Source organism: Citrobacter sp. RHBSTW-00986, from assembly GCF_013783065.1.
Classification (GTDB): Bacteria; Pseudomonadota; Gammaproteobacteria; order Enterobacterales; family Enterobacteriaceae; genus Citrobacter; species Citrobacter braakii.
Map to the genome: position 1 here is coordinate 4857222 of NZ_CP056200.1, position 19551 is coordinate 4876772.

Consider the following 19551-nt stretch of genomic DNA (forward strand, 5'->3'; position numbering starts at 1 on the left):
ATCAGGCGAAGTAGTTGAGTAAGGTCGTAATGACTGTTCGCTGGTTCACCGGCGACAGATTGTAGAACAGCGGTAAACGCAGCAGGCGTTCGCTCTCTTTGGTGGTGTAACGATCAACACCGGCAAACACGCCGAATTTATCGCCAGCCGGGCAATCATGCAGCGGGATATAGTGGAACACCGCCATAATTTCAGCTTCTTTCAGGAAGTTAATCAACGCCGTGCGATCGTCGATATCACGCAGTTTGATGTAAAACATATGGGCATTCTGTACGCAACCCTCCGGTATCGAAGGCAGCTCAATACGCCCGGCACGCGCCAGCGGTTCCAGGGCATCGTAATACTTTTGCCACAGCGCCAGACGCTGCTGGTTAATACGATCAGCCGCTTCCAACTGCGCCCACAGATAAGCCGCCTGCAGATCGGACATCAAATAGCTGGAACCGATATCACGCCAGGTATACTTGTCTACCTGGCCGCGGAAAAACTGACTACGGTTCGTCCCTTTTTCACGGATGATCTCTGCACGCTCGACTAATTTTTTATCATTAATCAGCGTCGCTCCACCTTCCCCGCCTGCGGTATAGTTTTTGGTCTCATGGAAGCTAAAGCAGCCGATGTGACCAATCGTACCCAGCGCACGCCCCTTGTAGGTCGACATGACGCCCTGGGCGGCATCTTCCACCACATACAGGTTATGTTTAGTGGCCAGCCCCATGATGGTATCCATTTCGCAGGCCACGCCCGCGTAATGTACCGGCACAATAGCGCGGGTTTTATCGGTGATCGCCGCTTCAATCAGCGTTTCGTCAATGTTCATGGTATCCGGGCGAATATCAACAAAGACGATTTTCGCGCCGCGCAACACGAAGGCATTGGCCGTCGAGACAAACGTGTAGCTCGGCATAATGACTTCATCGCCAGGCTGGATGTCCAGCAACAATGCCGCCATCTCAAGCGATGCGGTGCAGGAAGGCGTCAGCAGCACTTTCTCGCTGCCAAAATGCTGCTCCAGCCACTGCTGACAGCGACGGGTAAAGCCACCGTCACCACACAGTTTGCCGCTATTCATCGCAGACTGCATGTAATCGAGTTCAGTTCCCACCACCGGCGGTGCATTAAATGGAATCATCGTGTCACCTGTATAACCAATACGCGGTGCTTTCCACATTCGCACCACTGTGTATATAACGTTTAAGCGCGGCGGTGTTGCCCATTTGGGTCGCCACGCGCAATGTTGTTTTACCGCGGGCCTGTGCCCAACAAAGCGCGGCCTGCATCAGTTCTGCACCCGCACCACGCCCGGCCAGCAGGCCAATTCTCGCCTCGGTCGCATTCAGTTCACGCAGCGAGACATAGCCACGAATCTCACCAGTCGGTTTACGAAAAATGAGGCATTGATGATCAAACGTCCCCAGCACCGCGTTTTCAATCCACTGTGCGTAGAAACGCGCGCTGGCATCTTCGGCATACCACGGGGCGCGAAAACGGCTTTGCGCAAATGCCTGTCCTGCCAGATGGCGTAATACCGGGATATCCGTAGTTTGCGCGACCTGCGCACCGGGGTCGCCGCTGGCACACGTTACCGGCAGTACAAAATCGACTTCACCTTCTACCAGTGAGAACCCCAAATGCTGCAGAGCATCTAATTCATGGCTATTTGCGGCAAGTATTTTTGCTTGTACACGCGACCAGGGCAGCAACGCATCTGCGGTTAGAACCGGCGCGCGTTGGTCAAAACGGACAATGGCGCTATTCACGCCAAAGAACGTATTTTCCCAGCTAAGCGGCTCAATACTGGCGCGGATTTTCACCGCCAGACCCCTTTGGTATCAACGATGTACTGCTGTTGAACCGCATCGCCTTTGATGGCTTTAAATTCATTATGGTCAACCAACATGACCAACACATCAGCACGTGCCAGAGCATCGTCCAGCGTCGCCAGTTGGCAAAGACCATCCAGTTTTTTCGGCAGTTGATGGATGTTCGGTTCCACCACCAGCACTTCGCCTTTGTGCCATTGCGCAATATTCTGCGCAATTCCCATCGCCGGGCTTTCACGCAAATCGTCAATATTGGGTTTGAATGCCAGACCAAAACAGGCAATTTTTACTTCGCTAGCCCGTTTGTTGGTATCCGCCAGACAGTCGGCTACGGCAGCCTTCACCCGATCGACCACCCAATGCGGTTTACCATCGTTTACCTCACGTGCAGTACGGATCAATTTCGCCTGCTGTGGGTTCTGCGCCACGATAAACCACGGATCGACCGCGATACAGTGTCCACCTACGCCAGGGCCGGGCTGCAAAATATTCACGCGTGGATGGCGGTTTGCCAGGCGAATCAGTTCCCAGACGTTGATCCCCTGATCGGCGCAAATCAGCGACAGTTCGTTGGCGAAGGCGATATTGACATCGCGAAAGCTATTTTCCGTCAGCTTACACATTTCTGCGGTGCGGGCGTTGGTTACCACACATTCGCCTTCGAGAAAGATGTTGTACAGCTCGCTGGCGCGCGCGGAACAGACGGAGGTCATTCCTCCAATCACCCGATCGTTTTTAATCAGTTCGACCATTACCTGACCCGGCAGTACGCGCTCTGGGCAATAAGCAATGTTAACGTCCGCCTGTTCACCGACCTGCTGCGGGAAAGTCAGGTCAGCCCGCATTTCTGCAAGCCATGCGGCCATCTGTTCAGTTGCCCCGACAGGTGAAGTGGATTCCAGAATCACCAATGCGCCTTTTTTCAAAACTGGCGCAATAGATTTCGCCGCGGCTTCTACGTAGACCATATCGGGTTCATGATCTCCCTTGAACGGGGTAGGCACCGCAATCAGATACGCATCAGCATCTACGGGTGTCGCGCTCGCACGTAAAAACCCATTTTCGACCGCCGTTTTCACCACCGCCCCCAGATCGGGCTCAACGATGTGAATTTCACCGCGATTAATGGTATCCACCGCATGTTGATTTATATCTACGCCAATTACGTGTTTTTGACGGGAAGCAAAGGCAGCCGCCGTTGGCAGTCCGATATAACCCAGCCCAATGACAGAAATGGTCGTAAAACTCATAGCGATATCCGATTATTTTTTAATGCATCTAAAATGCGGTCACATGCCAGCCCGTCTCCATACGGATTATGGGCGCGGCTCATGATCTGATATTCATTGTCGTCATGCAGCAAACGCGTGACTTCTTCAACAATCCGCTGTGGGTCTGTACCTACCAGACGTACAGTCCCTGCGGTAATAGCTTCCGGGCGCTCCGTTGTTTCACGCATCACCAGCACAGGTTTCCCCAGAGACGGCGCTTCTTCCTGAATCCCGCCGGAATCAGTAAGGATCAACCAGGCGTGATTCATCAGCCATACGAATGGCAGGTAGTCCTGCGGTTCAATCAACACCACGTTTTCAACGTGACCCAGGATGCGATTGACCGGCTCACTGACGTTAGGGTTCAGGTGTACCGGATAGACAATCTGCACATTTTGGTTAGACGCGGCTATTTCCGCCAGGGCATGACAGATTTGCTCAAAACCGCGACCGAAGCTTTCCCGACGATGACCGGTCACCAGGATCATCTTTTTATCAGCATCCAGGAAAGGATAACGTTCGGCTAGATCCGCACGCAGCGTCTCATTTCCCAGTACGCGATCCCGAACCCAGATCAACGCGTCAATAACCGTATTACCCGTGACGAAAATACGATCATCAGGGATAGCTTCTCGTAACAGATTTTGCCGCGAGTTTTCTGTTGGGGCAAAATGATACATTGCCAGACGCCCGGTCAGCGTACGATTAGCCTCTTCCGGCCATGGTGAATAGAGATCGCCTGTACGTAAACCAGCCTCTACATGCCCCACCGGGATGCGCTGATAGAATGCGGCCAGACTGGTAGCAATCGTGGTTGTGGTATCACCATGAACCAACACCACATCAGGCTTGAATTCAGCCAAAATAGGCTTTAACCCTTCCAGGATGCGGCAGGTTATTTCTGTTAGTCCCTGACCTGGCTGCATAATATTGAGATCGTAGTCAGGTACAATGGAAAAAAGATTCAACACCTGATCGAGCATCTCCCGATGCTGCGCCGTAACGCAAACTTTCGCCTCAAAATCAGGATCTTTTTCCAGCGCATGAACCAGAGGAGCCATCTTAATGGCCTCCGGTCGCGTACCAAATACAGTCAGTACTTTCACATCGATTCTCTTCGGATTGGCAGTGAGGGCCCAGCCCCTCACTGCAACGGCATTGCTAAATCGTACGGCGACGGGTTAACGCGACACCAGCACCGATCAGAGCCCCAACGATACCCCACATAATCATCAGGAAGGCGCGACGAGGGCTGTCACGTTTTACCGGCTCTTCCGGCGTTCTCAAATAACGATAGGTCTGAAAACGCGGATCTAAAGTTGGTCCAACGTTCAGGGTGTTCAGCATTGCCCTGTTCTGGAAATAGTCCAGATCGAAATCCGGACCAATTGACTGCAGATTCTCAAGTCGCGCCTGCAACATAGGACGTCCGAGTAAGAACAATTCTGAATCCGGTAATTCATCAGCTGGAACATCTGTGGAAGTACGCGAAATATTATGCTGCTCAGCAATTTTAAGCGCTTGTTCAATGCTGTGGACGCGGCGAGAGAAAATGGATTTTGCCACTTCTTCCTGACGTTTGACCTGCGCTTTCATCTGCACAGTGCGTGCGGCCCATGCGCCTTTTAACTCATCATTCAGATGACGTGCCGCGCGTTGGCTGGCAAACGCGACGTACTGGCGCAGCAAATTGTTGGCATCAGGAGCCGTCTCGGCAATCAGCTTCACGCTGTCATTGGTATTACGTAGCGCATCGCCAGGTAAAAACTGAATGTTATTGATCAGTTCATCCAGCATCGCCGCATCGGCTTTACTATTACCGACCATACGCTGCTTATAGTAATCAGTCTGCTGCCAGAATTCTCGGCGTGTATCCCAGGAGGCAAGCTGCATAATGAATTCTTTATAGGCCTCATCCATTACTGACGGTTGGTCCGTGGACGCAAGACTGGCCTTAATATCCAGGTTGCGTAAAAACTGTTGTTGAGAGTAAAAGCCACCCAACATATTGACCGTTGGCCTGTCAGTAATCGCCGTGGCGCTCCACTCCTGACGCGCAAAAAACGTATAGGCGAGGGCCGCTATCGCGAAGGCGAGAGCCATACCGACGATCCACACCTTCCCTGACCACAAGGTACGAAACAACCCACGGATATCCAGTTCATTTTCAGCGCTCACGGCGTCTTCCCCCGGTAATGGTTGTCTCATCGCATCCTCAATTTACTTGGTTAAGTTTGGTTTGCCTTCACGAATTCTTCGCAATCTGCGCTTCACTCGCTTGATAAATCTCGCTACCTTCCAGGCACGCTTGATACAGTAACCGTAGAGGCCAAAGGCCAGTAAAAAAAGCAACAACATGGCCCATTCAGGGACTAAGCGAAAATATTCAGCCAACACGCCGATAGACGCCAGTACCGCCGCAGCCAGCGTAATCAGAACAAATGCTTGTCGGGAAGTAAACCCTGCCCGCATCACCAAATGATGTATGTGTTGACGATCCGCGGAGAAAGGGCTCATGCCTTTTCGCAAACGTCGGTACATGATTGCCACCATATCCATCAATGGAATGGCAATAATCCACAGTGCAGTTACCGGGCTAATGGGGTGAGTTTTGCCCTGCGTAGTCTCCAGCAGGATCCAAATAATGGTGAAGCCAATCAGTGTACTGCCCGCGTCACCCATAAAAACTTTATAGCGACGTCCAAGGATGCCCAGATTTAGCAGGATATAAGGCAGAATGGCGGCGATCATGGCAAAACACCAGATAGCCAGACTCGTCTGACCATCAAACCACAAAATGAATCCCATCGCCGCAAATGAAACGCTGGACAACCCACCTAGCAGACCATCAATCCCATCCACCATATTGAAGGCGTTTATTGCCGCCCAGACGGCAAACAGGGTGAGTAAATAGCCGAACGGACCGAGCACCATCTCCCAGGGGCCAAAAATATACCCAAGGCTAAGAAGATAGAGTTTGCCAACCGACATCATAATAATGCCGATCGCGGCCTGGATAATCGCACGGATTTTTACACTGATATCAAAGCGATCGTCTAACGCGCCGACCAAAACTAATACACCAGCACAGGCCAGAAAGAGAGAAGCATGCGGGATGTAGTAGTCAGCAATGGCAAACGTAAAACATACACCTGCGTAAGCCGAAATCCCTCCAACCAACGGAATCAATCCCTGATGCCGTTTACGGAAGTTGGGTTTATCCACTAAACCAATCTTTTTTGCGACCTTGCGGGCAAAGAAAAGAAACAGTGTTGTGAATAAGAAAATACTGATGAGATCAGTGCTTACTGTCAGTAAATTCACAATGCATGCTCTCAGAGAATATTAATAGCAGAAGTATAACCACGAAGACCTATATTCAGAAGGGAAACCCGACTTCATACCCAATGGTTTTGTATAATTATCAACCACAAGAAACAGATTACGAATCTTTTTCTACTTGTTGGTACTTCATACCGTATTATCGTTATTGTGTCGTTAAGATTACAGCCACAAAAGCAAAACGCCACGTAAAAACGTGGCGTTTTCGGATGAGACCTGAATTACGAACGCTTCATCATATCGAAGAAGTCGTCGTTAGTCTTGGTCATCGCCAGCTTGTTAATGAGGAATTCCATGGCATCAATTTCACCCATCGGATGGATGATTTTGCGCAGGATCCACATTTTCTGCAGCTCTTCCTGAGTGGTGAGCAGCTCTTCTTTACGGGTACCGGAACGGTTGTAGTCGATAGCCGGGAAGACGCGTTTTTCAGCAATCTTACGAGAGAGATGCAGTTCCATGTTGCCGGTACCTTTAAACTCTTCGTAGATAACTTCATCCATTTTAGAGCCGGTATCGATCAGCGCAGTCGCGATGATGGTCAGGCTACCGCCCTCTTCCACGTTACGCGCCGCACCGAAGAAACGCTTCGGACGATGCAAGGCGTTGGCATCAACACCACCGGTCAAAACTTTACCGGAAGCCGGAACCACGGTGTTGTAAGCACGCGCCAGACGGGTGATGGAATCGAGCAGAATGATAACGTCTTTCTTGTGTTCAACCAGACGTTTCGCCTTCTCGATAACCATTTCCGCAACCTGAACGTGGCGGGAGGCTGGTTCGTCAAAGGTAGACGCAACCACTTCACCTTTCACCAGACGCTGCATCTCGGTAACTTCTTCCGGACGTTCGTCAATCAGCAGCACCATCAGCACGCAGTCCGGATGGTTGTAAGCAATGCTCTGCGCGATGTTCTGCAGCAGCATGGTTTTACCTGCTTTCGGCGGAGCAACAATCAGACCACGTTGGCCACGACCGATCGGTGATGCCAGATCCAGTACACGCGCCGTTAAGTCTTCAGTAGAACCGTTACCACGTTCCATACGCAGACGAGAGTTTGCGTGCAGCGGTGTTAAGTTCTCAAAGAGGATTTTGTTACGGGCGTTTTCTGGTTTGTCGTAGTTAACTTCGTTAACTTTCAACAGCGCAAAGTAGCGTTCACCTTCTTTCGGCGGGCGAATCTTACCAGAGATGGTATCACCAGTGCGGAGGTTGAAACGGCGGATTTGGCTGGGAGAAACGTAGATGTCATCAGGACCGGCGAGGTAGGAGCTGTCTGCAGAGCGGAGGAAACCAAATCCATCCTGCAATATCTCCAGCACACCGTCACCAAAGATATCTTCGCCACTCTTTGCGTGCTGCTTCAGGATGGCAAAAATAATGTCCTGCTTGCGCATACGAGCCAGGTTTTCAAGGCCCATATTTTCGCCGAGAGTGATCAGCTCAGAAACCGGCGTATTCTTTAATTCGGTAAGATTCATAATGGTGTGAGTTCTTAAACTTGGGGTAAATCTCGAACTTAATGTTGTGAATGGTATGGCAGGGTCATCCATGCCTGTTTACGGCCATCAACTCATGTCTGTTCGCTGTCTGGTCACAGGAAAGTACGCAGAACTGAAACGACAAGACGGATTGAGTGACAAGCCAGGAATCTGTCCACTTCTCGCGCGAGAAACAACGGGAAGTATTGGATATAACTAGATTCAAACTTAATAAGGTATGTTTAATACGAAGTCAACACTAACTTAGCACGACTCAAGTCGGGCGTCCAGTCATCCGAATCATTTCGAAGTATGGTCGCCCGATCATGAGACTTCCTTACGCTAAATTAGCGTCGAGGAATTCTTTCAACTGACCTTTGGATAGTGCGCCGACTTTAGTCGCCGCAACTTCGCCGTTTTTAAACAGCAGCAGGGTCGGGATGCCACGGATACCATACTTCGGCGCGGTGCCTGGGTTTTGGTCAATGTTCAGTTTAGCAACCGTCAATTTGCCCTGATATTCGTCAGCGATTTCATCCAGAATTGGAGCGATCATTTTGCACGGACCGCACCACTCTGCCCAGAAATCAACGAGGATAGCTCCGTCCGCTTTGAGTACATCCGTGTCAAAACTGTCGTCAGTCAGGTGAATAATTTTATCGCTCATATTAACTCCACAGGAATAAGCCTGGTGCGTTGGTGTACTCTTAATCAACGACGTGTTGATGTAGCATTAACCAACTAAAGGTTGACTTTATTTCACCGGATACGCTTTCGTAAAGCAATAGTAAGCTGATATTCTACCACACTATGAGCAAAACACATTTAACAGAACAGAAGTTTTCCGACTTCGCCCTGCACCCAAAGGTGATAGAAGCCCTTGAAAATAAAGGCTTTCATAACTGCACGCCCATTCAGGCCCTCGCGCTGCCGCTAACGCTGGCAGGTCGTGATGTTGCAGGGCAGGCGCAAACCGGTACCGGAAAAACGATGGCGTTCCTGACGTCAACGTTTCATTATCTTCTCTCTCATCCCGCGATTGCCGATCGCAAGGTGAACCAACCGCGTGCGTTAATTATGGCGCCAACGCGTGAGTTAGCCGTGCAGATCCACGCTGACGCCGAGCCGCTGGCACAGACCACCGGTTTGAAATTAGGCCTGGCTTATGGCGGCGACGGTTATGACAAACAGCTGAAAGTGCTGGAAAGCGGCGTCGATATTCTTATCGGCACGACCGGTCGTCTCATCGACTATGCAAAACAGAACCACATTAACCTGGGCGCGATTCAGGTCGTGGTGCTGGATGAAGCCGATCGTATGTACGATCTGGGCTTTATCAAAGATATCCGTTGGCTGTTCCGTCGTATGCCGCCAACCACCCAACGTCTGAACATGCTGTTTTCTGCAACCCTCTCTTACCGCGTTCGCGAACTGGCGTTCGAACAGATGAATAACGCCGAGTACGTTGAAGTCGAACCGGAACAGAAGACAGGTCACCGTATTAAAGAAGAGCTCTTCTATCCTTCCAACGAAGAGAAAATGCGTTTACTGCAAACGCTGATTGAAGAAGAGTGGCCAGATCGCGCCATCGTCTTTGCTAACACCAAGCATCGTTGTGAAGATATCTGGGGTAGCCTTGCCGCTGACGGTCATCGCGTCGGTCTGTTGACCGGTGACGTGGCGCAGAAAAAACGTCTGCGTATCCTTGATGAGTTCACCCGTGGCGATCTCGACATTCTCGTTGCGACGGATGTCGCCGCGCGTGGTCTGCATATCCCAGCCGTAACGCACGTATTTAACTATGACCTGCCGGATGACTGTGAAGATTACGTTCACCGTATCGGTCGTACCGGTCGCGCCGGAGCAAGCGGTCACTCTATCAGCCTGGCGTGTGAAGAATATGCGCTGAATTTACCAGCAATCGAGACCTATATCGGTCACTCGATCCCGGTCAGCAAGTACAACCCGGATGCGCTGATGACCGATCTGCCGAAGCCGTTACGCTTAACGCGTCCGCGCACAGGCAATGGCCCACGCCGTACCGGTGGTGCTCCGCGTAATCGTCGTCGTTCAGGTTAACGTTAGATATGCTCACAACCACTTCGCTGTACGCCGCAATTGATTTAGGCTCGAATAGTTTTCATATGCTGGTTGTACGCGAGGTGGCGGGAAGCATTCAGACACTCACGCGTATTAAACGCAAGGTGCGTCTGGCCGCTGGCCTCAACAGCGACAACGTTCTTTCCGCTGAAGCTATGGAGCGCGGCTGGCAATGCCTGCGCCTGTTTGCTGAACGTCTGCAGGATATCCCTCAGCCGCAAATCCGCGTGGTCGCCACGGCAACATTACGCATCGCGGTAAACGCCGATGAGTTTATCGCCAAAGCGCAAGAGATCCTCGGCTGTCCTGTCCAGGTCATCAGCGGCGAAGAAGAAGCGCGGCTGATTTATCAAGGTGTTGCCCACACCACCGGCGGTGCCGATCAGCGTCTTGTCGTTGATATTGGCGGTGCCAGCACTGAACTGGTTACCGGCTCCGGCGCGCAAACCACCTCTCTGTTCAGCCTGTCAATGGGCTGCGTCACCTGGCTCGAAAGGTATTTCACCAATCGTAATCTGGCACAGGAAAACTTTGACGAAGCAGAGAAAGCGGCTCGCGAAGTTCTGCGCCCGGTCGCCGACAAACTGCGTTTTCATGGCTGGAAAGTTTGCGTTGGTGCCTCTGGCACCGTCCAGGCGTTACAGGAAATCATGATGGCGCAAGGCATGGATGAGCGCATTACGTTGGCCAAGCTTCAGCAGCTTAAACAGCGCGCCATTCATTGTGGTCGTCTGGAAGAGCTGGAAATAGAAGGGTTAACGCTCGAACGCGCACTGGTTTTTCCCAGCGGACTGGCCATTCTGATCGCCATTTTCACCGAACTGAATATTCAATGCATGACACTGGCCGGCGGCGCACTACGCGAAGGTCTGGTCTACGGAATGCTGCACTTGCCGGTTGATCAGGACATTCGCAGCCGTACGCTGCGTAATATTCAGCGTCGATTTATGGTCGACACCGATCAGGCGAATCGCGTCACGCAATTGGCTGTACATTTACTCGAACAGGTGAAAGATGAGTGGCATCTTGAAGCCATTTGTCGTGAACTGCTGCAAAGTGCCTGTCAGTTGCATGAAATAGGACTGAGCGTAGAATATAAGCAGGCGCCACTGCATGCCGCCTGGCTGGTACGTAATCTCGATCTCCCGGGCTTTACTCCCGCGCAGAAAAAACTGTTAGCCACGCTGTTGCTCAACCAAACTAATCCGGTCGATCTCTCTTCACTCCACCAGCAAAACGCTGTGCCACCACGCATCGCTGAGCACCTTTGCCGTTTGCTACGCCTGGCGATCATTTTCGCCGCTCGCCGTCGCGACGATTTAGTGCCACATATCACCCTGCAAGCTCAGGATGAGAATCTGACGTTAACGCTACCGGAAGGCTGGCTGGAACATCATCCATTAGGTACAGAGTTAATCGATCAGGAAATACAGTGGCAAAGCTATGTCCACTGGCCGCTGGAAGTGCATTAGATGCTGGCTGCCGGATAGCGCTTACGCTTATCCGGCCTACAAAATACCTATTTCTCTTTGGCTTTCGCCATCATCGCCCGAATATTGGCAATGCTGGCCTGCCCTTTTTGCATCCGCTCCTCGGCACTCACCACTTTACGCTCCTGTTCCCAGATAACGTCATCTTGTGGTAGTTCCAACAGGAACCGGCTCGGTTCCGGTCGAACCAGTTCACCGTACTGGCGGCGCTCTTTACACAGCGTGAAGATAAGTTCTTTCTGCGCACGCGTAATCCCGACGTAAGCCAGACGACGCTCTTCGTCGATGTTGTCTTCATCGATGCTGCTCTGATGCGGCAAAAATCCTTCTTCCATTCCCACCATAAATACGTACGGGAACTCCAGTCCTTTTGAAGCATGCAGCGTCATCAACTGCACCTGATCCAACTCTTCTTCGCTCTCTCCGCGCTCCATCATGTCGCGCAGGGTAAAGCGGGTAACGACCTGAGTCAGGGTCATTGGCTCTTCCAGCTCACTACCTTCCAGCATCTCCGTCATCCAGCTGAACAGCGTGTTGACGTTTTTCATACGCATTTCGGCCGCTTTCGGGCTCGGCGAGGTTTCATACAGCCAGGATTCGTAATCAATGCCGTGGATCAGATCGCGTACGGCGGCAACCGGCTCGCGCTCCGCCAGACGTTGAATTTCACCCAGCCAGTGCGTAAAGCGGGTCAGAGAATCATATCCACGCCCGGTTAGCGTCTGGCTAAGTCCCATATCAAAGCTGGCGGTAAACAGGCTTTTATTACGCGTCATCGCCCATTCCCCCAACTTTTGCAGCGTGGCCGGACCGATTTCACGCTTTGGCGTATTTACGATGCGCAAAAATGCACTGTCATCATCCGGGTTGCTGAGCACGCGCAGATAGGCCAGCAGATCTTTAATCTCCGGACGTGAGAAGAACGACGTCCCGCCGGAAATTTTGTACGGGATGCGGTTTTGCATCAGAAACTTTTCGAACACTCGCGACTGATGATTACCGCGATACAGGATGGCGTAGTCTTTATACTGCGTCTTGTTCACAAAGTGATGGGCAATCAGTTCCCCGGTCACGCGTTCCGCTTCGTGCTCTTCATTATTCGCACTCAACACCTTCAGCTCAGCGCCGTAGCCCAGCTCAGAAAAGAGCCGTTTTTCAAAGACGTGCGGGTTGTTAGCAATAAGGATGTTCGCCGCCTTCAGGATACGCCCTGATGAGCGATAGTTTTGCTCCAGCTTCACCACCTGCAGCGCCGGAAAATCTTTGCTTAACAGTACCAGGTTCTGCGGACGTGCACCGCGCCAGGAGTAGATCGACTGATCGTCATCACCCACGACGGTAAAGCGCGCGCGTTTCCCCACCAGCAACTTCACCAACTCGTACTGGCTGGTGTTGGTATCCTGATATTCATCCACCAGCAGATAGCGGATTCGGTTTTGCCAACGTTCACGTACTTCTTCATTGCGCTGCAACAGCAGCGTGGGGAGCAGGATCAGATCGTCAAAATCGAGGACGTTACACGCCTTCATATGCGCGTCATACAGACCATAGCAGTGGGCAAAAATACGATCGCGTTCACCCTTTGCATTGGCTGCCGCCTGCGCTGGGGTCATCAGATCGTTTTTCCAGTTGGAGATCGTTGAAATCAATTGTTGAAGGATAAGCTTATCGTCTTCAATTAGCCCTTCGGTCAATTCCTTAAGCAGGGCCACCTGGTCAGTATCATCAAACAACGAGAAGTTCGACTTCATCCCTAGCGCGGCGTATTCACGCTTAATGACATCCAGTCCCAGAGTGTGGAAAGTAGAGATCATCAACCCGCGCGCTTCTTTACGACCCAACGTTTGCGCCACACGTTCTTTCATCTCGCGCGCAGCCTTATTGGTAAAGGTTACTGCCGCAATATGTCGTGCCTGATAGCCACATTCACGGATCAGATGTGCGATTTTGTTAGTGATAACACGCGTCTTACCGGAACCCGCTCCCGCCAGCACCAGGCAAGGTCCGGTGACGAATTCGACGGCTTGTTGTTGTCCGGGGTTCAAACGCATAGAGGATTGCTCAATCTGTAAACACGGGGATGTGGATTGTAGCAGAAAGTGACGCCAGGGGGATCGGTCATAGCCCATCGCCGAAGACCATGGATTACATGCTACTATTGCGCCCTGATTTATCACTCAACTCAGAGCGCAAACCATGGCAAAAACAGCATCAGCAGTGCATATCCTTGTTAAAGAAGAGAAACTGGCTCTCGATCTTCTGGAACAAATCAAAAATGGCGCCGATTTTGGTAAACTGGCGAAGAAACACTCTATCTGCCCGTCGGGCAAACGCGGCGGCGATTTAGGCGAATTCCGTCAGGGCCAGATGGTTCCGGCGTTTGATAAAGTGGTGTTCTCCTGCCCGGTGCTGGAGCCAACCGGCCCACTGCACACTCAGTTCGGTTATCACATCATTAAAGTGCTGTACCGTAACTAATAAAAAGCCCGGTGTGTTCAACCACCGGGCTTTTTTTTTGCCAAATTGCAGCCTCTTAGCCAGCTACAGCAATACGTTTCATATCAGTCATATAGCCACGCAGTTTCTGCCCCACTTTCTCGATAGCATGGCCGCGAATAGCATCGTTTACGTCGCGCAGCTGCGCGTTGTCTACCGCACCTTCGGCAATCGCTTTGCCCAGATCTCCGGTTTGCAGGGTGGTCATGAACTCTTTCAGCAGCGGTACGCACGCGTAAGAGAACAGGTAGTTACCGTATTCTGCGGTATCGGAAATGACAACGTTCATTTCGTACAGGCGCTTACGGGCGATGGTGTTCGCGATCAGCGGCAGTTCGTGCAGTGATTCGTAGTAAGCAGACTCTTCGATGATGCCGGAATCCACCATGGTTTCAAACGCCAGCTCAACGCCAGCCTTCACCATCGCGATCATCAGCACGCCTTTATCGAAGTACTCCTGCTCGCCAATTTTACCTTCAAACTGCGGCGCGGTTTCGAACGCGGTTTTGCCGGTCTCTTCACGCCAGGTCAGCAGTTTCTTATCGTCGTTGGCCCAGTCAGCCATCATGCCTGAAGAGAATTCGCCGGAGATGATGTCATCCATGTGTTTCTGGAACAGTGGCGCCATGATCTCTTTCAGCTGTTCGGACAGCGCATAAGCACGCAGTTTCGCTGGGTTAGACAGACGATCCATCATCAGGGTGATACCGCCCTGCTTCAGCGCTTCGGTGATGGTTTCCCAGCCGAACTGAATCAGTTTTTCGGCGTAAGCCGGGTCAGTACCCTCTTCCACCAGCTTGTCGAAGCACAGCAGAGAGCCAGCCTGCAGCATACCGCACAGAATTGTCTGCTCGCCCATCAGGTCAGATTTCACTTCCGCAACGAAGGACGATTCCAGCACGCCTGCACGGTGACCGCCAGTGGCCGCAGCCCATGCTTTGGCAATCGCCATGCCTTCGCCTTTCGGATCGTTTTCCGGGTGAACGGCGATCAGGGTTGGAACACCAAAACCACGTTTGTACTCTTCACGCACTTCGGTACCCGGACACTTCGGCGCAACCATCACCACAGTGATATCTTTACGGATCTGCTCGCCCACTTCGACGATGTTGAAACCGTGGGAGTAGCCCAGCGCCGCGCCATCTTTCATCAGCGGCTGTACGGAACGTACAACGTCGGAGTGCTGTTTGTCCGGGGTCAGGTTAACCACCAGATCTGCCTGCGGGATCAGTTCTTCATAAGTACCTACTTTGAAGCCATTTTCGGTCGCTTTGCGCCACGAAGCGCGCTTCTCAGCAATCGCTTCTTTACGCAGGGCGTAGGAGATATCCAGACCGGAGTCGCGCATGTTCAGGCCTTGGTTCAGCCCCTGAGCACCGCACCCGACGATGACCACTTTTTTACCCTGAAGGTAGCTTGCGCCATCGGCGAATTCGTCGCGCCCCATAAAGCGACATTTGCCCAGCTGCGCCAGCTGCTGGCGCAGGTTCAGTGTATTAAAGTAGTTAGCCATGGTGATACCTCGTGATGTTGTACTGTCTTATTGTTCGGTTCGCGTTTCAGCGAGAATGAACCCACATTACAACAGGAAATTTATTGCGGAAATTGATATATTCACAACATCACATTGCAATATCTGCAACGTAGAAAATCGGAGGCTCGTCCGTGGATTTACGCGATCTGAAAATGTTCCTGCATCTGGCGGAAAGCCGCCACTTTGGCCGCAGTGCGCGGGCAATGCACGTCAGCCCCTCCACACTCTCACGCCAGATCCAACGGCTGGAAGAAGATCTCGGCCAGGCGCTGTTTGTGCGCGATAACCGTACGGTCACGCTGACCGAAGCAGGCGAAGAGCTGCGAGTGTTTGCCCAGCAGACGCTGTTGCAGTATCAACAATTGCGCCACACCCTCGATCAACAGGGACCGTCGCTGTCGGGTGAGCTGCATATCTTCTGCTCGGTTACCGCCGCCTACAGCCACCTGCCGCCAATTCTCGACCGCTTTCGCGCCGAGCACCCCTCGGTTGAAATTAAGCTCACCACCGGCGATGCCGCTGACGCAATGGACAAAGTGGTCACCGGAGAGGCCGATCTGGCAATAGCGGGTAAGCCGGAGACGCTGCCCGGCGCAGTAGCATTCTCGATGCTGGAGAATTTAACGGTAGTGTTGATCGCACCAGCATTGCCTTGCCCGGTACGGAATCAGGTTTCGGTCGATAAGCCGGACTGGTCGACGGTGCCGTTTATCATGGCCGACCAGGGGCCGGTACGCCGCCGCATCGAGTTGTGGTTCCGCCGTCACAAAATCAGCAACCCATCGATTTACGCCACGGTCGGGGGGCACGAAGCGATGGTCTCGATGGTGGCGCTGGGCTGCGGCGTGGCTCTGCTGCCGGAAGTGGTGCTGGAAAATAGCCCGGAGCCGGTACGGAATCGCGTGATGATTTTAGAACGCAGCGACGAAAAAACACCGTTCGAGCTGGGTGTCTGCGCGCCGAAAAAACGGCTGCATGAGCCGCTCATAGACGCGTTCTGGAAGATTGTTCTGGAGCGTAAATCCGCCGAGTAGCGCCAGCGTCAGGCCTAAAATCAGTGGTAGATTCAGTATTGGCGCTCCTTTTCTGTATAATGTCCCGTGCCATAATAGATGTGGGGGGCTTGTTAACCATCACGTTTAGCAAGCCAGAACAGACGGTGTCATTGCGCACTTGACAGCGAAAATACAAACTTAATTAGCCATCATTATGATAATCAAACCAAAAATTCGTGGATTCATCTGTACAACGACCCATCCGACTGGCTGCAAAGTCAATGTGGAAAAACAGATCGATTATGTGAAGAAAAACGGGAAAATCGCTAACGGCCCTTCCCGCGTGCTGGTCATCGGTGCTTCCACCGGTTACGGCCTTGCTTCCAGAATTTCCGCCGCGTTTGGCAGCGGAGCCGCCACTATCGGCGTATTTTTCGAAAAACCAGGCACGGAAACCAAGCCAGGTTCCGCGGGCTGGTATAACTCTGCAGCCTTCGATGAGGCCGCAAAACGTGAAGGTCTGTATTCCAAAAGTATCAACGGCGACGCGTTCTCCGACGAGTGTCGCGACGAAGTTATCAAACTGATCAAAGAAGACCTGGGTCAGATTGACCTGGTGGTTTACTCACTGGCATCTCCGGTACGTAAAATGCCGAAAACCGGTGAAATCGTCCGTTCTGCGCTGAAGCCAATCGGTGAGGTTTATACCTCTAAAGCGATCGATACCAACAAAGATCAGATCATAACCGCCAGCATTGAGCCGGCAACCGAAGAAGAAGTTCAGAACACCGTCACCGTTATGGGCGGCGAAGACTGGGAACTGTGGATGGGCGCGCTGAGCGAAGCTGGCGTGCTGGCTGACGGCGTGAAAACCGTTGCCTACTCCTACATCGGTACTGACCTGACCTGGCCAATCTACTGGCACGGCGCGCTGGGCAAAGCAAAAGAAGATCTCGACCGCGCGGCAGGCGCGCTGCGTAATCAACTGGCTCCGCTGAACGGTTCCGCTAACGTTGCTGTACTGAAATCCGTTATCACGCAGGCCTCTTCTGCTATTCCGGTGATGCCGCTGTACATCTCCATGGTCTTCAAGCTGATGAAAGAACAGGGCATTCATGAAGGCTGCATCGAGCAGATCAACCGTCTGATGACCACCAGCCTGTACGGCGATAAAGTGGTGCTTGATGACAACCAGCGTATCCGTATGGATGACTGGGAACTGCGTGAAGACATTCAGCAGGCATGCCGCGATCTGTGGCCGCTGATCACTACCGAAAACCTGGCGCAAAAAACGGACTATGCAGGATATAAGCAGGAATTCCTGAATCTGTTCGGTTTTGGTCTCGACGAAGTGGATTACGATGCGGATGTAAACACCGAAGTCGAATTCGAAGTCATCACGCTGTAATCTGCTGATACAGTTGCAAAAAGGGTTCATGTTTTTACATGAACCCTTTTTTAATGGCTGCCGCTAACCCGCCAGGAAGAACCTGAACGCCGGGTTATGCGTTTCATCATGACAGTCATAACCCAGTTCGTTCAGTCGCGTTTCGAAATCAGGTTCGTGCTCACCCAACTCAAACGCCGCCAGTACGCGACCATAATCGGTTCCGTGACTACGATAGTGGAACAACGAAATATTCCAGTGCGTCCCCAGGGTATGCAGGAATTTGAGCAATGCCCCCGGAGATTCCGGGAATTCGAAGCTGTACAGCCGCTCCTGCAAGGGTTTAGACGGGCGCCCACCGACCATGTAGCGCACGTGCAGCTTCGCCATTTCGTCGTCGGACAAATCCACTACGCTGTAGCCACCCTCGTTAAGCAACTGGAGGATTTCCTTACGCTCTTCCAGCCCACGGCTCAGACGGACGCCAACAAAAATACAGGCGTCTTTCGCATCAGCAAATCGGTAGTTAAACTCGGTAACCGAGCGTCCTCCCAACAGCTGGCAAAACTTCAGGAAGCTGCCCTTTTCTTCCGGAATAGTTACTGCCAGCAACGCTTCGCGCTGTTCGCCCAGCTCGCAACGTTCGGAAACATAGCGTAGGCCATGGAAGTTAACGTTAGCGCCGGAAAGGATATGCGCCAGACGTTCGCCGCGAATGTTGTGCTGGGCAATGTACTTTTTCATCCCCGCCAGCGCCAGCGCACCGGATGGTTCCGCCACCGCGCGCACATCCTCGAACAGATCTTTCATTGCCGCACAGATAGCGTCGCTATCGACAGTGATGATGTCGTCGAGATACTCCTGGCACAAACGGAAGGTTTCGTCGCCGATACGTTTCACCGCCACGCCTTCAGCAAAGAGGCCAACACGCGGCAGATCGACCGGTTGACCGGCATCCAGCGCCGCTTTCAGGCAGGCTGAGTCTTCAGCTTCAACGGCAATCACTTTGATCTGCGGCATCAGCTGTTTGATCAGCACCGCCACGCCTGCCGCTAATCCGCCACCGCCCACCGGCACGAATACACGATCAAGGTGGGCATCCTGCTGCAATAACTCCAGTGCCAGCGTGCCCTGCCCGGCAATCACCATCGGATGGTCGAACGGAGGAACCCAGGTAAAACCCTGCTGCTGCGACAGCTCAATCGCTTTGGCTTTGGCTTCATCAAAATTCGCGCCGTGTAGCAGTACTTCACCACCGAAACCGCGAACGGCATCGACTTTGATATCAGCGGTAGCCGTAGGCATGACAATCAGCGCCTTCACGCCTAATCGCGCAGAAGAGAAAGCTACGCCCTGAGCATGATTACCTGCCGATGCGGTGATTACTCCATGCGCTTTTTGCTCTTCGGTCAGACCGGCCATCATGGCATAGGCACCGCGCAGCTTGAAGCTGTGAACGGGTTGACGGTCTTCGCGCTTCACCAGAATCACGTTATCGAGGCGCGAAGAGAGTTTTTCCATTTTTTGTAGCGGTGTGACCTGCGCCGCTTCGTATACCGGCGCACGCAGCACTGCTCTGAGATACTCGGCGCCTTCTGGAGCGCCGGAGAGGGGTTGAGAATCCGCCATGGT

17 protein-coding genes are annotated in these 19551 nt (G+C 52.4%); 5 read left to right on the forward strand and 12 right to left on the reverse strand.

Annotation, left to right across the window (positions count from 1 at the left end; translation table 11 throughout):
• Position 1 precedes the first annotated feature (1 nt).
• The 9 genes from rffA to trxA all read right to left on the reverse strand — a co-directional run bounded on the left by rffA (position 2) and on the right by trxA (position 8584).
• Positions 2-1132 (reverse strand): dTDP-4-amino-4,6-dideoxygalactose transaminase, encoded by a 1131-nt coding sequence (gene rffA / locus HV345_RS23395; RefSeq protein ID WP_016155114.1) that lies wholly within the window; start codon positions 1130-1132, stop codon positions 2-4.
• A 4-nt stretch (positions 1133-1136) separates the two neighbouring features.
• Positions 1137-1814 carry a dTDP-4-amino-4,6-dideoxy-D-galactose acyltransferase gene (rffC, locus tag HV345_RS23400; protein ID WP_181598711.1) on the reverse strand — a complete coding sequence of 226 codons (678 nt, stop codon included), beginning with the start codon at positions 1812-1814 and terminating at the stop codon, positions 1137-1139.
• Positions 1811-3073, reverse strand: coding sequence for a UDP-N-acetyl-D-mannosamine dehydrogenase (gene wecC, locus HV345_RS23405; protein WP_047416514.1), 1263 nt, complete (start codon positions 3071-3073; stop codon positions 1811-1813). The genes rffC and wecC overlap by 4 nt, the downstream gene beginning before the upstream one ends.
• On the reverse strand, positions 3070-4200 hold the full coding sequence (wecB, locus tag HV345_RS23410) for a non-hydrolyzing UDP-N-acetylglucosamine 2-epimerase (protein ID WP_029139774.1): 1131 nt from the start codon (positions 4198-4200) through the stop codon (positions 3070-3072). Before wecB ends, wecC begins: the two co-directional genes overlap by 4 nt.
• Positions 4201-4255: 55 nt before the next feature.
• Positions 4256-5302: an ECA polysaccharide chain length modulation protein gene (wzzE, locus tag HV345_RS23415; RefSeq protein WP_016155108.1), complete on the reverse strand. Its 1047-nt coding sequence runs from the start codon at positions 5300-5302 to the stop codon at positions 4256-4258.
• 12 nt (positions 5303-5314) lie between these two features.
• Positions 5315-6418, reverse strand: a complete 1104-nt coding sequence (wecA, locus tag HV345_RS23420) for a UDP-N-acetylglucosamine--undecaprenyl-phosphate N-acetylglucosaminephosphotransferase (RefSeq protein ID WP_016155107.1) — start codon at positions 6416-6418, stop codon at positions 5315-5317.
• Between the two features lie 239 nt (positions 6419-6657).
• Positions 6658-7917: a transcription termination factor Rho gene (gene rho / locus HV345_RS23425; RefSeq protein ID WP_002437993.1), complete on the reverse strand. Its 1260-nt coding sequence runs from the start codon at positions 7915-7917 to the stop codon at positions 6658-6660.
• 87 nt (positions 7918-8004) lie between these two features.
• Entirely contained in the window at positions 8005-8124 is a 120-nt protein-coding gene (locus tag HV345_RS23430) for a rho operon leader peptide (RefSeq protein ID WP_049259789.1), read from the reverse strand.
• 130 nt (positions 8125-8254) lie between these two features.
• Entirely contained in the window at positions 8255-8584 is a 330-nt protein-coding gene (gene trxA / locus HV345_RS23435; protein ID WP_001280776.1) for a thioredoxin TrxA, read from the reverse strand.
• 143 nt (positions 8585-8727) lie between these two features.
• On the opposite strand from trxA, the gene rhlB reads away from it, so the two are divergent.
• Both rhlB and gppA read left to right on the forward strand, forming a co-directional pair.
• On the forward strand, positions 8728-9996 hold the full coding sequence (rhlB, locus tag HV345_RS23440) for an ATP-dependent RNA helicase RhlB (protein WP_003829013.1): 1269 nt from the start codon (positions 8728-8730) through the stop codon (positions 9994-9996).
• 8 nt (positions 9997-10004) lie between these two features.
• Entirely contained in the window at positions 10005-11489 is a 1485-nt protein-coding gene (gene gppA / locus HV345_RS23445) for a guanosine-5'-triphosphate,3'-diphosphate diphosphatase (RefSeq protein WP_181636113.1), read from the forward strand.
• 47 nt (positions 11490-11536) lie between these two features.
• Here gppA and rep read toward each other — a convergent pair whose 3' ends face one another.
• Positions 11537-13558, reverse strand: a complete 2022-nt coding sequence (rep, locus tag HV345_RS23450) for a DNA helicase Rep (protein ID WP_181636114.1) — start codon at positions 13556-13558, stop codon at positions 11537-11539.
• Between the two features lie 145 nt (positions 13559-13703).
• Here rep and ppiC point away from each other — a divergent pair, with 145 nt between their 5' ends.
• Positions 13704-13985 (forward strand): peptidylprolyl isomerase PpiC, encoded by a 282-nt coding sequence (gene ppiC / locus HV345_RS23455; RefSeq protein WP_016155104.1) that lies wholly within the window; start codon positions 13704-13706, stop codon positions 13983-13985.
• Between the two features lie 55 nt (positions 13986-14040).
• Here ppiC and ilvC read toward each other — a convergent pair whose 3' ends face one another.
• Positions 14041-15516, reverse strand: coding sequence for a ketol-acid reductoisomerase (ilvC, locus tag HV345_RS23460; RefSeq protein ID WP_016157835.1), 1476 nt, complete (start codon positions 15514-15516; stop codon positions 14041-14043).
• 152 nt (positions 15517-15668) lie between these two features.
• On the opposite strand from ilvC, the gene ilvY reads away from it, so the two are divergent.
• Together ilvY and fabV are read left to right on the forward strand one after the other, a co-directional pair.
• Positions 15669-16571, forward strand: coding sequence for an HTH-type transcriptional activator IlvY (gene ilvY, locus HV345_RS23465; RefSeq protein ID WP_016155102.1), 903 nt, complete (start codon positions 15669-15671; stop codon positions 16569-16571).
• A gap of 175 nt (positions 16572-16746) precedes the next feature.
• On the forward strand, positions 16747-17940 hold the full coding sequence (gene fabV / locus HV345_RS23470; protein WP_049270475.1) for an enoyl-ACP reductase FabV: 1194 nt from the start codon (positions 16747-16749) through the stop codon (positions 17938-17940).
• Between the two features lie 63 nt (positions 17941-18003).
• Here fabV and ilvA read toward each other — a convergent pair whose 3' ends face one another.
• Positions 18004-19548, reverse strand: coding sequence for a threonine ammonia-lyase, biosynthetic (gene ilvA, locus HV345_RS23475; RefSeq protein WP_016157833.1), 1545 nt, complete (start codon positions 19546-19548; stop codon positions 18004-18006).
• Between the last annotated feature and the right edge of the window lie 3 nt (positions 19549-19551).

What these genes read in the sequence shown, in the direction of transcription:
- rffA (WP_016155114.1), bottom strand. Translation starts at nt 1,132, where the DNA reads ATGATTCCATTTAATGCACCGCCGGTGGTGGGAACTGAACTCGATTAC.
- rho (WP_002437993.1), bottom strand. Translation starts at nt 7,917, where the DNA reads ATGAATCTTACCGAATTAAAGAATACGCCGGTTTCTGAGCTGATCACT.
- wecC (WP_047416514.1), bottom strand. Translation starts at nt 3,073, where the DNA reads ATGAGTTTTACGACCATTTCTGTCATTGGGCTGGGTTATATCGGACTG.
- wzzE (WP_016155108.1), bottom strand. Translation starts at nt 5,302, where the DNA reads ATGAGACAACCATTACCGGGGGAAGACGCCGTGAGCGCTGAAAATGAA.
- rhlB (WP_003829013.1), top strand. Translation starts at nt 8,728, where the DNA reads ATGAGCAAAACACATTTAACAGAACAGAAGTTTTCCGACTTCGCCCTG.
- ppiC (WP_016155104.1), top strand. Translation starts at nt 13,704, where the DNA reads ATGGCAAAAACAGCATCAGCAGTGCATATCCTTGTTAAAGAAGAGAAA.
- fabV (WP_049270475.1), top strand. Translation starts at nt 16,747, where the DNA reads ATGATAATCAAACCAAAAATTCGTGGATTCATCTGTACAACGACCCAT.
- gppA (WP_181636113.1), top strand. Translation starts at nt 10,005, where the DNA reads ATGCTCACAACCACTTCGCTGTACGCCGCAATTGATTTAGGCTCGAAT.
- trxA (WP_001280776.1), bottom strand. Translation starts at nt 8,584, where the DNA reads ATGAGCGATAAAATTATTCACCTGACTGACGACAGTTTTGACACGGAT.
- ilvC (WP_016157835.1), bottom strand. Translation starts at nt 15,516, where the DNA reads ATGGCTAACTACTTTAATACACTGAACCTGCGCCAGCAGCTGGCGCAG.
- ilvA (WP_016157833.1), bottom strand. Translation starts at nt 19,548, where the DNA reads ATGGCGGATTCTCAACCCCTCTCCGGCGCTCCAGAAGGCGCCGAGTAT.
- rep (WP_181636114.1), bottom strand. Translation starts at nt 13,558, where the DNA reads ATGCGTTTGAACCCCGGACAACAACAAGCCGTCGAATTCGTCACCGGA.